Genomic DNA, 15,318 nt, shown 5'->3' with positions numbered 1-15,318 from the left:
ATTCTTGGCCGTTCGCTACTACGATTGGATTGCCCATCATGGCCGCCGCACACCGAACAAGGTTGCGGTGATCGACCTCGCAAGCGAGCGCCGCTTCACCTATTCGCAGCTCGACGCCCGCGTCTCGCGCCTCGCCTCGTTCCTGCGTCACACGCTGAAGGTCTCGCGCGGCGACCGCGTCGCCGTGCTGGCGCTGAACACGACCGATACGCTGGAGGTGCAGTTCGCCTGCGGCCGGTTAGGTGCCATCTTCGTGCCGCTGAACACCCGCCTCACCGTTCCCGAGCTCCAGTTCATCACTGCCGATTGTGCGCCGAAGGTGATGATCCACGACACAGACCTAGCCGAGACGGCGCTCGCCGTCGCAAAGCTCTGCAACGTTGCGACCAGCCTGCTGCTCGGCCCCGGCGGCACCTATGAAGCCGGTATCGCCGCCGCGAAGCCGCTCGACCGCGCCGAAGAAGTCACGCTCGATGACGTCTCCACCGTCATGTACACCTCGGGCACGACGGGCCATCCGAAGGGCGCGACCATCACCCACGGCATGACCTTCTGGAACTGCGTCAATCTCGGCGGCCCCGCCTGCATCGGGCCGGCCTCGGTGCTGCTCACCGTGCTGCCGCTGTTCCACACCGGCGGGCTCAATTGCTACACCAATCCGGTGCTGCACGCCGGCGGCACCGTGATGATCATGCGCGCCTTCGATCCCGGCACGGCGCTCGCCTGATCAACGATCCCGCGCAGGGCATCAACGTGTTCTTCGGCGTGCCCGCGATCTACCAGTTCATGGCGCAGCACCCGGCCTTCGCGACGACCGACCTCAGCCGGCTGATCGTCGGCGGTGTCGGCGGCGCTCCGATGCCGGTGCCGCTGCTCAAGGTCTGGGAGGCGCGCGGCGTCGCGCTTCAGCAGGGTTACGGCATGACCGAGACCTCGCCGGCCGTGCTGGTGCTCGATCGCGAGGATGCCGCGCGCAAGGCCGGCTCCGCCGGCAAGCCAGTGCTGCACACGGAGGTGCGCATCGTGCGTCCCGACGGCAGCGATGCCGATGTCGGCGAACTCGGCGAACTCTGGGTCAGGGGACCCAACATCACGCCGGGCTACTGGAACAGGCCGGAAGCGAACAAGACATCCTTCACCGACGGCTGGCTGCACACCGGCGATGCGACCCGGGTCGACGAGGAGGGCTTCTACTACATCGTCGATCGCTGGAAGGACATGTACATTTCCGGCGGCGAGAACGTCTACCCGGCCGAGGTCGAGAACGTCCTGCACCAGCTCACGGCGATCGCAGAGGCTGCCGTGATCGGCATTCCCGATCCGCAATGGGGCGAGGTGGGCCTTGCCATCGTCGCGGTCAAGCCCGGACAAAAGCTGACGGAGACAGAGGTTTTCGCTCATTGCGCGGCCAATCTGGCGCGTTTCAAGTGCCCGCGCCAGATCCGATTCGTCGAGGCGCTTACCGCGCAACGCCACCGGCAAGATCCACAAACCGACCCTGCGCAAGGAATTCTCGGTGGCTTCCGAAATCGACAAGAAGGTCGCCAATGCCTGATCGAAGCGCCCTCCCGGGCGCTTTCCTTTCTGACGTGCCTGCCCACCAACAAGAAACTCCAAGGAATTTCCATGAAGAACAAGAAAATCGTCCTGCTCGCCGCGGCAACAGCCCTGACCTTGCTCTCGGCTCAAAGCGCTTTCGCACAAAAGAAATACGACACGGGTGCCAGCGACACCGAAATCAAGATAGGCAATGTCGAGGCTTATTCGGGTCCCGCCTCCGCCTACGGCATCATCGGCAAGACCGAGGAAGCCTATTTCAAGATGATCAACGACCAGGGCGGCATCAACGGCCGCAAGATCAACTGGATCTCCTACGACGACGGCTATTCGCCGCCCAAGACCGTGGAGCAGGTCCGCAAGCTGATCGAAAGCGACGAGGTGTTCCTCGTCTTCAATGCGCTGGGCACGCCGACCCAGACCGCCGTGCAGAAGTATCACAACGCCAAGAAGGTCCCGCAGCTCTTCCTCGCAACCGGCGCCAGCAAGTGGAACGACCCCAAGGGCTTTCCATGGACCATGGGCTTCCAGCCGAGCTACCGGGTCGAGGCGCGGATCTTCGCCAAGTACATCCTGCAGGCGAAGCCCGACGCGAAGGTCGCGATCTTCTATGCCAACGACGATTTCGGCAAGGACTACGTCGCCGGCATCAAGGAGATCTTCGGCGACAAGGCCTCATCGCTGATCGTGGCGGAAGAGAGCTACGAGACCACCGAGCCTTCGATCGATTCCCACATCGTCAAGCTGAAGGGCACCGGCGCCAACGTCTTCGTCAACATCTCGACGCCGAAATTCGCGGCGCAGGCGATCAAGAAGATCGCGGAGCTCGAATGGAGGCCGATGCATGTGATGACCGACGTGTCGATCTCGATCGGCGCGGTGATGAAGCCCGCCGGGCTCGACGCGTCGGAAGGCGTGCTGTCGGCGAGCTATCTGAAGGACGCATCGGACCCGCAATGGAAGGGCGACGAAGGCATGAAGAAGTTTCTCGCCTTCATCGACAAATACATGCCGGGCGCCAATGTCTCCGACACCAACATCGTCTACGGCTATGCCGCCGCGCAGACTCTGGTTCAGACCTTGAAGCAGTGTGGCGACAACCTGACGCGCGAGAACGTGATGAAGCAGGCCGCGAGCCTGAAGGATTTTGCGCCCGATACATTGATCCCCGGCATCAAGATCAACACCGGCGCCAACGACTTCGCACCGATCGAGCAGCTCAAGATGATCCGCTTCAAGGCTGGTCAGTGGGAGCTGTTCGGCGACATCATCAGCGCCGAGACCGGAGGCTAGCTCGCATCAGCTGAACATGCTCCAACCCAGATAGCGGCCGAAAGGCCGCTATCTTTTTGTGTGAGCGAGGTCGAAGCGAGGCTATGCCGGCAGGAAGAGCGCAAAGGGCTCTTCCACCGTGCGGCGCAGATGCTTTCGATACAAGACGTAGTTGTCGTCGTCGGGCGCAACCCGCCCCAAGGACGGCTTTGGAATATTCCTGAGCGGCACATAGGCGATGGGCGCAGCGATCGGCGTGAGCTGCGAGCCGGGGCCGGCACGGAGCGTCGAGATGATGCCGTACATCTCGCCGGCAACCGTCGGCCGCGACACCGTGATGACGCGATGCTGACCGTGCTTGATGATGACAAGGTAGATGAAGCCGGACTGATGGGGAACGGCGACCTCGCCGGTGTGCTCATAGGCTGCGTCGGTCCGCTCGCCCTCGCGAAAGACCAGCGCGGAGACCTTCGGCTCCCAGACGATCTCGGTGCGATAGGCAAAGATCGCATCCTTGTCGCCGAAGGACGGGCGCAGGGTGATGTAGACGTCCTCGAGCCAGGTCACGGCGCGATGAGCATAGGAGCCGAGGCTGTCGGGCGCGACGTCACTTGCGGCCGGAGGCGTCACCACGATGGCACTTTTGCGCAAGGAGACGCCTAGCGCCTGCTCGAGCCGAACCGTCGTCGCCAGCGTGAACGGCCGGCGGCCGCCGAGCACCTTCTCCAGCGTCGACAGGCTGAGCTTGGCCAGCTCGGCCAGGGCCTGCCGGGAGATCCGGCGTCTGGCCAGCTCTTCGCGAATGGTCTCCGCGATCTCGCGGCTCTGCTCGTCCGAAAGCTGCTTGTCGGCCTGCATCTGCATCATCAACCCTGCCCTGGGAGTGCCATTCTAGCAGGGCGGACAAACCAGCACAAAACCGCACATGGCCGCCCGACGGCGGCCTGCTCGCGCCGGCCGCGGCGGAACATTGCCGATCATTCTGCTCGCGAAATAAGCCTCTCCAGACCGATCCTGCGGGCCAGCAGACAACCCTCGGGAGCAGGCCAAATGGATAGCTACGACACTGCCGACAGCGACGAACACCCCTTGCTGGGCCGGCTGACCAAGCTCGGATTATTCCTTCTCGCGCCAGGGCGTCGCGGTGATGCTGGTGGCCTTCGTGGCCCTGCTGGTGAGCTTCGGGACCGGCTGGTCGGCAACGGCCGAGCAGACCAGCCTCCTCCAACCTGGCGAGGCACGGTCAGGCAGCCTGTTACTGAAGGAAGACGGCGCCTACACCGAGGCGATCCGTCTCGGCACCGACATCGACATCACCGTATCGGGCCCGACGCTGCGCGCCCGCGTCACGCAACTGTTCCGCAATCCGACCAGGGACTGGGTCGCGGCCACCTATGTCTATCCGCTCGCAGCCAATGGTGCCGTCGACACGCTGAAGATGGTGGTCGGCGACCACGTCATCGTCGGCGACATCAAGGAGCGGCAACAAGCCCGCGTGATCTACGAGCAGGCGCGAAGCGCCGGCCAGAAGGCCGCGCTCACCGAGCAGGAGCGGCCCAACGTCTTTACCAATTCGGTCGCCAATATCGGTCCTGGCGAGACCGTGCTGGTGCAGATCGAATATCAGGAGCCGGTGCATCAATCCGGCGACGAATATTCGCTCCGCGTGCCGCTGGTGGTCGCCCCGCGCTACAATCCGGCGCCGATCGTGCAGAGCGTCGACTTCCGCAAGGACGGCTCCGGCTGGGGCGCAGCGACATCAGATCCGGTTCCGGATCGTGACCGCATCTCGCCGCCTGTGCTGGATCCCGCTAGACATGTGCCGGTCAACCCGACCAGCATCACAGTGCGTCTGCAGGCCGGCTTTGTGCCCGGCGAGGTCAGGAGCCGCCACCATAACGTCAAGATCGAGAGCCCGGACGACACGACGCGTATCGTCACGCTCGCTGATGGCGCTGTCCCCGCCGATCGTGATTTCGAGCTGACCTGGAAGCCGGCCGCCGGGCTGGCGCCGTCGGTTGGCCTGTTCCGCGAGCATGTTGGCGATGCCGATTACCTGCTCGCCTTCGTCACTCCGCCCAGCGTCGAGCAGGCCACGCAGAAGCCGCTGCCCCGCGAGGTCGTGTTCGTGATCGACAATTCCGGCTCGATGGGCGGCACCTCCATCGTTCAGGCCAAGGCGAGCCTGCTCTATGCCCTCGGCCGGCTCCAGCCCAATGACCGCTTCAACGTGGTGCGTTTCGATGACACCATGGACGTGCTGTTTCCGGCCTCGGTGCCGGCGGATGCCGCGCATCTCGGCGAGGCGACCTCGTTCGTCAGCGCTTTGCAGGCGCGGGGCGGCACCGAGATGGTACCGGCGATGCGCGCTGCGCTGTCCGACAAGATCAGTGACAGCAGCATGGTCCGCCAGGTCGTGTTCCTCACCGACGGCGCGATCGGCAACGAGCAGCAATTGTTCGAGACGATCACGGCCATGCGTGGCCGTTCCCGCGTGTTCATGGTCGGCATCGGCTCGGCGCCCAACACCCATCTGATGACGCGCGCCGCCGAGCTCGGCCGCGGCGCCTTCACCCATATCGGTTCGGTTGAGCAGGTCGAGGAGCGCATGCGCGGCCTGTTCGCCAAGCTGGAGAATCCGGCGGCGACCGGCCTTACCGCAAGATTTTCCGACGCCAAGGCCGACATCACCCCGGCGATCATTCCGGACGTCTATCGTGACGAGCCGCTGGTGCTGGTGGCTAGGCTCGACAAGCTCGCGGGCTCCCTTGAAATCAAGGGACGCGTCGGCGATCGCCCGTGGTCGGTGACGCTGCCGCTGCAAAGCGCCGCCGAAGGCAAGGGCCTTTCAAAGCTCTGGGCCAGGCGCAAGATCGGCGACGCCGAAGTGGCGCGCGCCATGCGCGAGATGGCGCCCGAAGAATCCGACAGGGCGATCCTGGCGCTGGCGCTCGATCATCAGATCGTCACGCGGCTGACCAGCCTCGTTGCGGTCGACAGGACGCCGAGCCGGCCCGAAGGCGAGCCGCTCAAGCTCAGCGACCTGCCGATCAATCTGCCGGCCGGCTGGGATTTCGAGAAGGTGTTCGGCGAGCGGCCGCAGGTGCCGACGCAGTTGCGTGAACGTCATGCCGATGCGCGCAACCAGCCGGAGCTGAGGCGGCCGACGCCTGCCGCGCCCGATGCGATCCGCCTGCCCAAGACTGCAACCTCGGCCGAGCTGAAGATGATCGCAGGCCTGGCCCTGATCGTGCTCGCCCTGATCCTGTTCGTGTTCAACCGGCGTCGGCACTTGCTCACCGACGCCGCTTGAGAGAGGAGCGCCCCGAACTCCTCTGTCAGCGCGCGCGGCTGCCCGTCCCCTCCAAACGGCCGCGCGCGCCTTTTTTGAACATCATTGCGAGGGTGGACACAATGCACCGCCTCATCTCCCCTCTGGTCTTGGCACTCGTCGGCATCATTCTGTTCGGAGATGGCGCCTACATCCATGCCAAGGCATGGCTCGCGCAGGTGCTGCTGGAGCGGGCGTTCGACCGGAGCATTGCGACGGGACAGGCGGTGAAGCCGTGGTCGTGGGCCGACACCTGGCCGGTCGCGCGGATCGAGGTCAAGCGGATCGGTGCCAGCGCCATCGTGCTGGAAGGCGCGAGCGGACAGGCGCTCGCTTTTGGCCCCGGCCATATCCACCAAACGGCTGATGCGGGTGAACGCGGGGTTGCGGTCTATACCGCCCATCGCGACACTCATTTCCGCTTCCTGCGGAATGTGGTCATTGGTGACATCATCGACGTCACACGTCGCGACGGTCGACATTTCAGCTATCGCGCGGATTCCTCGACCGTGGTCCGTTTCGATGCATCGGGCATCGACGCCACGACACAGGGCTTCGAGCTTGTTCTCGCGACCTGCTGGCCATTCGACGCCGTCACCTCCGGCCCCGAGCGCTACATCCTGCATGCAACATTGGTTGGAGCCGACAAATCGCCCACCGAGCCGACGACACGCGCCAGCGTCGCTCATTCCAACGCACGGCATACCACCCCCAAGGTTGCCACTCCGAAGGACTCGCCATAGAACGGGGCGGCACTCGACCAAGAAGAACAACAGGAGAGGTCACGGCATGGAAGCCAAGGTGTCTGCTGCGTCCGCGTTCCATCCATGGTCTCCACCGTCCGATGCCAGCGACATCGTCAAGGGCATCCACGCCATGCTGCACCCGCGCAACATCGTGCTGGTGGGTGCGACCGACAAGCCCGGCAATTATGCCGAGCGCATCTGGAACAATCTGGTCAAATACGGTTTCGAGGGCGGCCTCTATCCGGTCAACGCCAAGCGCGACGCCATCTGGGGCGTCCCCTGCTACAAGGATTTTGCGAGCCTTCCCGAAAAGCCCGATCACGTCCTGGTGCTTGTGCCCGCGCGCTTCGCCGTGCAAGTGATCCGCGACGCCGCCGCGGCCGGCGCGCGATCGGCGACCATCGTCACCTCGGGCTTCAGCGAGTTGCAGGATGAAGAAAGCCAGAAGCTTGCCGCCGACTTGCAGGCGGCCGTGCGCGAGACGGGCCTTGCCGTCACCGGCCCGAACTGCCTCGGCAATTTGAGCGCCGGCGAAAAGCTGTTCACCAACATCGACGATCGAATCGTCACCATGGAACAGGGCGCGGTTGCGGTCGCCGGGCAATCGGGCGCGATCGTCATGGCGATCCGCCAGGCGCTGGAGGATCGGGGTGTCGGGGTCGGCTATATGGTGACCACCGGCAACGAGGCCGGGCTCGAGACGCCCGACCTGATGCACTATTTCGCAGAGGATCCGAGCATCAAGGTGATCGTCGTCTACCTCGAAGGCGTGCGCAATACCAAGGCCTTCCGCGACGCCTGCAAGGCGGCGCGCGCCGCGAGCAAACCCGTAATCGCGCTCAAGCTCGGTGCATCCGAGGGCGGCCGCGCCGCGGCGATGGCGCATACCGGAGCGCTCGCGGGCTCGATCGAGACGTTCGACGCCATCGCAACGCGAGAAGGCGTCATCCGGGTCGGCGGACTCGACGAGCTGATCGAGACGACCGAATGCTTCGTGCACGCTGCCGTGCCAAAAGGCGACCGGCTTGCCGCCGTCACGCTCTCCGGCGGCAAGCGCGGCATGCTGATCGATGCCTTCTATGCCGCGGGGCTGAATTTCGCGCCGCTGAGCCCGCATGTCAGCTCGGAGCTGGCGAAGATGCTAGGTCCCGGCTCGATCGTCGGCAATCCGCTCGACGCCGGCTTTGCCGCGGTCGTCGATCCCTCCGTCTATATGAAGTCCATCAAGCTGATGATCGACGACCCCGATATCGACATCGTCATCGTCGATGCCGAACTGCCAAAAGCCCCGCACGAGCTGCGCGAGCGCAATCTGCGCATCGTCAACGAGATGGCGGGGCAGGCCGGCAAGCCGGTGATCTATATCAGCGCGATGTCGATCGGCTTCACAGAGCTGGCCCCGCAAATTCGGACAGTAGCTTGAGTGGATTTTCTGCCTGACAGCGGCGAGGATTCTTGCTGCGAATCAGGAGCGAAGATGACGAAGAAGAGCCGCCGGACGCATTCTCCGGCATTCAAGGCGAAGGTTGCTTTGGCTGCGGTCAAAGGCGACAAGACACTGGCGGAGCTGGCGCAACTGTTTGATGTTCATCCGAACCAGATCACGATCTGGAAAAACCAGCTCCTGGAAGGCGCCGCCGGCGTGTTTGGGCATGACAAGACATCGGCCGAGACGCCGGTCGATTTGAAGGCGTTACATGCCAAGATCGGCGAGCTGGCGTTGGAAAACGATTTTTTGTCCGGCGCGCTCACCAAGGCGGGCCTGCTGAGCGCAAAGCGATGATCGACCGCGATCATGATCTTTCTATCGTGCGCCAGGCGAAGGTCCTGAAGCTGGCTCGCAGCACGGTCTACTATGAACCTCGGCCAGTTTCGGCCGAGGACCTTGCCTTGATGCGTCGGCTCGATGAGCTGCATCTCGATTATCCCTTCGCGGGAGCGCGTATGCTGCGATCGTTGCTGCGGCGGGAGGGCGTATACGCCGGTCGCCGCCACATCGCGACGCTGATGAAGCGCATGGGGATCGAGGCGGTCTATCGTCGCCCGAACACGAGCAAGCCGGCTCCGGGTCACAAGATCTACCCGTACCTGTTGCGCGGATTGAAGATCGAGCGGCCCGACCATGCGTGGGCAATGGACATCACCTACATTCCGATGCGGCGTGGCTTCGTCTATCTCGCGGCGGTCGTCGATGTGTTCAGCCGACGGGTCCTGGCCCATCGCGTCTCGATCACAATGGAGGCGGCCTTCTGCGTCGAAGCGGTCCAGGAGGCGTTGGCGAAGCACGGCAGGCCCGAGATTTTCAACACGGATCAGGGCAGCCAGTTCACCAGCCTCGAGTTCACCGATGTGCTGCTGGACGCGAAGATCGCCATCAGCATGGACGGCAAGGGCGCCTGGCGCGACAACGTGTTTGTCGAGCGGCTCTGGCGCACGGTCAAATACGAAGAAGTATATCTCCGCGCCTACGACAGCGTGTCCGAGGCGCGAGCGTCAATTGCCAAGTATCTGGCCTTCTACAATCAGGGACGCCCTCACTCGAGCCTTGACGGGCGCACGCCCGACGAGGCTTACTTCGGCACGCAAGCTATGGTGATGGCCGCATGACCGTCGCCGACGGTTTTGTCGTCGCTCTGGTCGGGCTACGCCCTCCCGACGCAACGACAAAACCGTAAAGCCCCGCGTTCAGCATAACCCGGCAGGAATCCACTTAAATCCAGCGGGGCGCTGTCCAAACAACCGGGGCCAGCTCTCACCGAGTTCACCAAGGGCCTGCGCAAGTCGCTGCCGCATCTTGCGGTCATGCAGGGCATGGACCGTGCGGTGACCGCGATCAGGTCGCTGCTCGACTACGCGAAACTGCGCAAGGAGGTGCCCGACATCGTCTCGAGCTCGAAGCCGGCCGCCCGCGCCATGCTGGAGAAGACATTGAGATCGGCGACTGGCGCCGCGCTCGACGAGGTCGCCTCGAAGAAGCTCCTCAAGGCTTACGGCATCCCGATCTCGAAGGAGGCGATCGCGCAGACGGCGGCCGAAGCAGTGAAGATTGCGAAGCAGATCGGCTTTCCGGTCGTGGCAAAGGTCGTCAGCGCGGAGATCCTGCACAAGTCCGACATCGGCGGCGTGGTGCTGAACCTCAACAGCCCGGCCGAGGTGAAGAAAGCGTTCGCCGACATCACGACCCGAGTGAACAAGCTGAAGGGCAAGCCGAAGCTCGACGGCATCCTGATCGCACAGCAGGTCAAGGCCGAGCTCGAGCTCGTAGTGGGCGCCTCGCTCGATGCCGAGATGGGGCCTGTCGTGCTGTTCGGCACCGGCGGCATCGACATCGAGCTGATGAAGGACGTCGCCCTCGCCGGCGCGCCGCTGGACGAGGCCGAGGCGCGGCTCCTGATCGGCCGCACCAAGGCCGGGATCAAGATGCGAGGCTATCGCGGCAGGCCGGCCTTGCACGAGGCCTCGGCGGTGAAGGCGCTGGTCGGCCTCTCCAATCTGATCGCGGATGCCGGTGACCGGATCGCCTCGATCGACATCAACCCGTTCCTGATCAACACCAGGACGGGCGTGGCCGTGGATGCGCTGATCGTGCTGAACAATGCTGCGGCAAGACGCGCGGCTGGACATTGAGGATGTCGTAGGGCGGATTGGCGGCAGTGCAATCTGCCAATTCGGTCCATCCAAGCGCAACGCATTGGCGGGTTACGCTTCGCTAACCCGCCCTACCTAGACTCGCGGCCATTCGAACACCTTCCAACCATCCCGCTTTGGCCGTAGACTCGACCTCATGGCGCGCGCGAGCAATCTTGTGATCGGAACGGCAACGCTGGCGGCGATTGCCGTGGCGTTCGGCGGCCTGCTCGGCGTGCAGAAATGGCGCACCATCCAGAGCCGCAGCCAGTTGCGCGTGGTATTCGAGGGTGGTTCCGCCAGCGGCCTGCGCCGCGGTGGGCCGGTCAATTTCGACGGCGTGCCCGCCGGCCAGATCCTGTCGATCAAGCTCGACAACCCCCGCAGGATCGTGGCGCTGGTGATGCTCGACAACACCGCACCGATCCGCAATGACACCGTGGCAGGCATCGAGTTCCAGGGCCTCACCGGCGTTGCCGCGATCTCGCTGATCGGCGGCGCGCCCTCTGCGCCGCCGGTGCCGCTGGACACGGACGGCATTCCCGTGCTGACGGCCGACCTCAGCGATGCCGAATCCATCGTCGAAACCCTGCACAGCGTCGACCGCACGATCGTGAACAACGCGCCGGCGATCAAGGATGGCCTGCGCACGTTCGAGGGCCACACTGCCGACCTCAGAGCCAAGGGCGCGGAAATCGATTCGGTCATGGCCAAGGTCGACAGCGCCTTTGCCGGATTCGACAAGGCGGTCGCAAAGATCGAGGGCGTGGTGCCGGGCTTCGTCGACGGCAAGGCCGACGAGCTCTTGGAGAAGATCAAGGGACTGCACGAGCTTGCCGACACCATGAAGAAGAAGTCGGCGACCTACCTCGAAGACATCCGCCGCTCGCTGCTCGACGTCAGCGAGGCCGCCAACAAGATGAGCGGGACGCCCACGCCGCCGCGTCCACCGCGCAGGCCCACGGAGCAGCAGAAGCGGTAATGCTTACCCTCCCCTGGAGGGGGAGGGTCGGCTCGCAGCGCGATAGCGATACGAGACGGGGTGGGGTGACGGTCTCTCCACCTCGCACACTGCCTGTGTTGAGAGATCACCCCACCCCGCTCGCGCTGCGCGCGATCGACCCTCCCCCTCCAGGGGAGGGTAACGCGGAATCCGCCAACAGCTCAGTAGTTGCTGGCCGCCGCCCCGTTCGGAATGCCCTCGATCGGACATTCCTCGGTGCCCGGAGTCGCGCGGGTCATCGCTTCCACCATGTCGCGCGTGCCTTCGGGGTCCTTGATCCAGTTCTTGTAGAAATCATACGGGCACGCTGCGACGCCGCGCGGGCTGTCGCCGGAATTGATCATGCCGGTGTAGCCGCGGTGGACCAGCTTGTAGAGATGGTTCTGCGACTGGCCGTTGCGGCGCGCATCGCGGATCAGATGTTTCGAGAGCTGGGCGTACTGGATGCCGTAATCCTCCTCGCCGCACTCGCCGAGGGTGCGGCCGTCGAAGCCGATGATCGCGGAATGGCCGAAATAGGAATAGACGCCGTCGAAGCCGGCGGCATTGGCGACGGCGACATAGACGTTGTTGGCCCACGCCATGGCCTTGGAGATCATGACCTGCTGCTCCTTGGCCGGATACATGTAGCCCTGGCAACGCACGATCAGCTCGGCGCCCTTCATGGCGCAGTCGCGCCAGATCTCCGGATAGTTGCCGTCGTCGCAGATGATCAGGCTGACCTTGAGCCCTTTCGGCCCCTCGGACACATAGGTGCAATTGCCGGGATACCAGCCCTTGATCGGCACCCATGGCATGATCTTGCGATACTTCTGCACGATCTCGCCCTTGTCGTTCATCAGGATCAAGGTGTTGTAGGGCGCCTTGTGCGGATGCTCCTCGTGGCGCTCGCCGGTCAGCGAGAACACGCCCCACACCTTGGCCTTGCGGCAGGCCTCGGCGAAGATCGCGGTTTCCTCGCCCGGCACCATGGATGCCGTTTCGTACATCTCCTTGGAGTCGTACATGATGCCTTGCGTGGAATATTCCGGGAAGATCACGAGGTCCATGCCGGGCAGGCCGAGCTTCATGCCAACGATCATGTCGGCGATCTTGCGGGCATTATCGAGCACCTCGGCCTTGGTATGCAGCCGGGGCATCTTGTAATTGACCACTGCAACGCCGACCGTGTCGTTGCTGCTTGAGATATCGCCGTGAAGCATGTTGACCGCTCCTGTACTTGACTCGTTGTTCTGGGTCGCCGCCGATCAGGCGGTCGCGTAGGTTAGTGGCTGATCATCCAGGGCCGCGCCGTCGGAAACCCCTTGGCGCCGCTGCTGGTCTTGGTCATCAGACGCGCCGGTTTCTTCCTGTCCCTTGCGCCCTTGTCCTTCACGGTCTTGCCCGAGGAGCAGCAGCCGCAGCCGGGGCCGTGCGAGGCCTTGTATTGTGCGAGCGTCTGCGGCGCATGCGTGCTTCGCTCGTTGACCGCGTGCGCCTTGCGCTTGTCGGCCGGCATGCAGAAGAAGTTCGGCGCGGTCAGGATGACGCGGGGCGCCAGGGCCTCGCAGTGCGGACAGCTTTGCGGATCGTCGCACTCCGCCATCGGGCGAAGGTCCTTGAATGGACCGCAATCGTCACAGAGATATTCGTAGACCGGCATCGCATCATCCCCACGCTGTAGCTTGTTCAACACACCTGGCAGCGGATACGGGGCGGCAAGCAAACGCCGTCCCGCATCCCGTCGCGCAGGAACTACTTGTCCGGCGAGATCGGCATCTGGATATCGCCGGTGATGTGCTTGATCGGGCCCGCCGAAGACGGCATCACGTCGAAGTCGAAGATTTCCGTCGGCAGCCACAGCGTGGCGCAGGCGTTGGGCACGTCGACCACGCCGGAGATGTGGCCCTGGCAGGGCGCGGTGCCGAGGATCGAATAGGCCTGGGCGCCGGAATAGCCGAACTTCTTCAGATACTCGATGGCGTTGAGGCAGGCCTGGCGATAGGCGATATGGACGTCGAGATAGTGCTGCTTGCCGGCTTCATCCACCGAGATGCCTTCGAAGATCAAATAGTCCTTGTAGTTCGGCGTGATCGGCGACGGCTTGAAGATCGGGTTCTTGATGCCGTATTTCGACATGCCGTCCTTGATCACCTCGACCTTCAGATGCAGCCAGCCGGCCATCTCGATGGCGCCGCAGAAGGTGATCTCGCCGTCGCCCTGGCTGAAGTGCAGGTCGCCCATCGAGAGACCGGCGCCGGGCACGTAAACCGGGAAGTAGATCTTGGAGCCGCGCGACAGATCCTTGATGTCGCAATTGCCGCCATGCTCGCGCGGCGGCACGGTGCGCGCGCCCTCCGCGCCGATCTTGGCTTTCACATCGCCCTTGGCGCGGCCGCCATGGGCGGTCGGTGCGAAGGGCGGATTGGCAAGGCCGGGCACGCGGGTCGGATTGGTCGAGATCAGCTCGGCCTCGCGCTTGTTCCACATGTCCAGCATCTTCGGATCGGGCAGGCAGCCGATCAGGCCGGGATGGATCAGGCCGGCGAAGTTGACGCCGGGCACGTGACGGGACGAGGTGTAGAGGCCCTTGATGTCCCAGATCGACTTCTGCGCCAGCGGGAAGTGATCGGTGAGGAAGCCGCCGCCATTCTGCTTGGAAAAGAAGCCGTTGAAGCCCCACAGGCTCTCCTTGAGCGGCCCCACGTCGAGCAGATCGACGACGAGGAGGTCGCCGGGCTCGGCGCCCTTGACGCCGATCGGGCCCGAGAGGAAGTGCACGATCGACAGATCGATGTCGCGCACGTCGTCGGCGGAATCGTTGTTCTTGATGAAGCCGCCGGTCCAGTCATAGGTCTCGATGATGAAATCGTCACCGGGATTGACCCAGGCCACGATCGGGATGTCGGGGTGCCAGCGGTTGTGCACCATGTCATTTTCATAGGCCGATTTGGTGAGATCGACCTTGATCAGTGTCTCTGGCATCGAGAGGCTCCCCTTTTACTACGGTTGGTTAGACGGACAGATATTTCGAGACCTGCGCGGCATCGACGGCATCGCGACGATCGTCGCGGACGATCTCGCCGTTCTCGATCACCAGAACGCGGTCGGCGATATCGAGCGCAAAGCTCAGGACCTGCTCGGACACGACGATCGAGAGGCCCTTCTCGTCGCGGATGCGCTTGAGGGTGCGCGCCATCTCCTTGATGATCGACGGCTGGATGCCTTCGGTCGGCTCGTCCAGCAGCAGCACTTTCGGCTTGGTCGCGAGCGCACGCGCGATGGCGAGCTGCTGCTGCTGGCCACCGGAGAGATTGCCGCCGCGGCGGCCCTTCATCTCGAGCAGGACCGGAAACAATTCGTAGATGTCGCCGGGCACCTCGGAGCCACCGGAGACGACGAGCCCGGTCTCGATGTTCTCCTCCACCGTCATGGTGGAGAAGATCATGCGGCCCTGCGGCACATAGGCGAGGCCCTTGGCGACGCGCTCGTAGCTCTTGAGGCCGCCAAGTTCAGCGCCGTCCATGGTCACCGAGCCGCTTTTGGCCGGCAGGATCCCCATCAGCGACTTCATCAACGTGGTCTTGCCCATGCCGTTGCGACCCATGATCGCGACGATCTCGTTGGGCGCGACCTTGACGTTGAGCCCGTGCAGCACCTCGCTCTGCCCATAGGCGACATGGAGATCGGAAATTGCCAGCATCGATTGCTCCTAAGCTCGGCATGCCTTCCTTCTCCCCTTGTGGGAGAAGGTGGCGCGGACGACGTCCGCGACGGTTGAGGGGTATGCATCGGCGGATGCG

At 63.8% G+C, this 15,318-nt stretch carries 8 protein-coding genes and 5 pseudogenes; 8 read left to right on the top strand and 5 right to left on the bottom strand.

Annotation, left to right across the window (positions count from 1 at the left end):
• Window positions 1-4: 4 nt before the first annotated feature.
• Together ABIF91_RS17865 and ABIF91_RS17860 are read left to right on the top strand one after the other, a co-directional pair.
• Window positions 5-1,555 (top strand): annotated as a pseudogene (locus ABIF91_RS17865) (acyl-CoA synthetase).
• Between the two features lie 71 nt (window positions 1,556-1,626).
• Window positions 1,627-2,850 carry an ABC transporter substrate-binding protein gene (locus ABIF91_RS17860; RefSeq protein ID WP_028178974.1) on the top strand — a complete coding sequence of 408 codons (1,224 nt, stop codon included), beginning with the start codon at window positions 1,627-1,629 and terminating at the stop codon, window positions 2,848-2,850.
• 81 nt (window positions 2,851-2,931) lie between these two features.
• On the opposite strand, the gene ABIF91_RS17855 is transcribed toward ABIF91_RS17860, so the two are convergent.
• Window positions 2,932-3,693 (bottom strand): helix-turn-helix domain-containing protein, encoded by a 762-nt coding sequence (locus ABIF91_RS17855; RefSeq protein ID WP_028178975.1) that lies wholly within the window; start codon window positions 3,691-3,693, stop codon window positions 2,932-2,934.
• A gap of 186 nt (window positions 3,694-3,879) precedes the next feature.
• On the opposite strand from ABIF91_RS17855, the pseudogene ABIF91_RS17850 reads away from it, so the two are divergent.
• From ABIF91_RS17850 to ABIF91_RS17825, 6 genes and pseudogenes are all read left to right on the top strand, one after another.
• Window positions 3,880-6,142: pseudogene (locus ABIF91_RS17850) on the top strand (marine proteobacterial sortase target protein).
• A gap of 101 nt (window positions 6,143-6,243) precedes the next feature.
• Window positions 6,244-6,804: pseudogene (locus ABIF91_RS17845) on the top strand (class GN sortase); the annotation flags it as partial.
• Between the two features lie 145 nt (window positions 6,805-6,949).
• Window positions 6,950-8,317 (top strand): annotated as a pseudogene (locus ABIF91_RS17840) (CoA-binding protein); the annotation flags it as partial.
• A 66-nt stretch (window positions 8,318-8,383) separates the two neighbouring features.
• A protein-coding gene (locus ABIF91_RS17835) for an IS3-like element ISRj2 family transposase (protein WP_129557670.1) occupies window positions 8,384-9,513 on the top strand; the annotation gives its coding sequence in 2 pieces (ribosomal slippage) (window positions 8,384-8,636 and window positions 8,636-9,513; 1,131 coding nt in all).
• 147 nt (window positions 9,514-9,660) lie between these two features.
• Window positions 9,661-10,533, top strand: a pseudogene (locus ABIF91_RS17830) (acetate--CoA ligase family protein); the annotation flags it as partial.
• 157 nt (window positions 10,534-10,690) lie between these two features.
• The gene (locus tag ABIF91_RS17825) at window positions 10,691-11,515 is read left to right on the top strand and encodes an MlaD family protein (RefSeq protein WP_028180857.1); all 825 of its coding nucleotides are present in this window, start codon (window positions 10,691-10,693) and stop codon (window positions 11,513-11,515) included.
• A gap of 182 nt (window positions 11,516-11,697) precedes the next feature.
• Here the strand turns inward: ABIF91_RS17825 and ABIF91_RS17820 are convergent, their stop codons facing one another.
• The 4 genes from ABIF91_RS17820 to urtE form a co-directional block, all read right to left on the bottom strand.
• Window positions 11,698-12,738, bottom strand: coding sequence for an aliphatic amidase (locus ABIF91_RS17820; RefSeq protein ID WP_028180856.1), 1,041 nt, complete (start codon window positions 12,736-12,738; stop codon window positions 11,698-11,700).
• Between the two features lie 62 nt (window positions 12,739-12,800).
• The gene (locus tag ABIF91_RS17815) at window positions 12,801-13,178 is read right to left on the bottom strand and encodes an FmdB family zinc ribbon protein (protein WP_028180855.1); all 378 of its coding nucleotides are present in this window, start codon (window positions 13,176-13,178) and stop codon (window positions 12,801-12,803) included.
• Between the two features lie 92 nt (window positions 13,179-13,270).
• On the bottom strand, window positions 13,271-14,500 hold the full coding sequence (fmdA, locus tag ABIF91_RS17810; RefSeq protein WP_028180854.1) for a formamidase: 1,230 nt from the start codon (window positions 14,498-14,500) through the stop codon (window positions 13,271-13,273).
• A 28-nt stretch (window positions 14,501-14,528) separates the two neighbouring features.
• Complete coding sequence (gene urtE / locus ABIF91_RS17805) at window positions 14,529-15,218, bottom strand: urea ABC transporter ATP-binding subunit UrtE (RefSeq protein WP_028180853.1); 690 nt, start codon at window positions 15,216-15,218, stop codon at window positions 14,529-14,531.
• Between the last annotated feature and the right edge of the window lie 100 nt (window positions 15,219-15,318).

The sequence above is a fragment of the Bradyrhizobium sp. USDA 241 genome, assembly GCF_049739505.1.
In the GTDB taxonomy this organism is placed as follows: domain Bacteria; phylum Pseudomonadota; class Alphaproteobacteria; order Rhizobiales; family Xanthobacteraceae; genus Bradyrhizobium; species Bradyrhizobium liaoningense.
This window is presented reverse-complemented; position numbering and strand designations above follow the sequence as displayed.

Excerpts from the sequence above, each read along its gene's own strand:
- ABIF91_RS17855 (WP_028178975.1), bottom strand. The coding sequence starts at position 3,693 with ATGCAGATGCAGGCCGACAAGCAGCTTTCGGACGAGCAGAGCCGCGAG.
- urtE (WP_028180853.1), bottom strand. The coding sequence starts at position 15,218 with ATGCTGGCAATTTCCGATCTCCATGTCGCCTATGGGCAGAGCGAGGTG.
- ABIF91_RS17820 (WP_028180856.1), bottom strand. The coding sequence starts at position 12,738 with ATGCTTCACGGCGATATCTCAAGCAGCAACGACACGGTCGGCGTTGCA.
- fmdA (WP_028180854.1), bottom strand. The coding sequence starts at position 14,500 with ATGCCAGAGACACTGATCAAGGTCGATCTCACCAAATCGGCCTATGAA.
- ABIF91_RS17860 (WP_028178974.1), top strand. The coding sequence starts at position 1,627 with ATGAAGAACAAGAAAATCGTCCTGCTCGCCGCGGCAACAGCCCTGACC.
- ABIF91_RS17815 (WP_028180855.1), bottom strand. The coding sequence starts at position 13,178 with ATGCCGGTCTACGAATATCTCTGTGACGATTGCGGTCCATTCAAGGAC.
- ABIF91_RS17825 (WP_028180857.1), top strand. The coding sequence starts at position 10,691 with ATGGCGCGCGCGAGCAATCTTGTGATCGGAACGGCAACGCTGGCGGCG.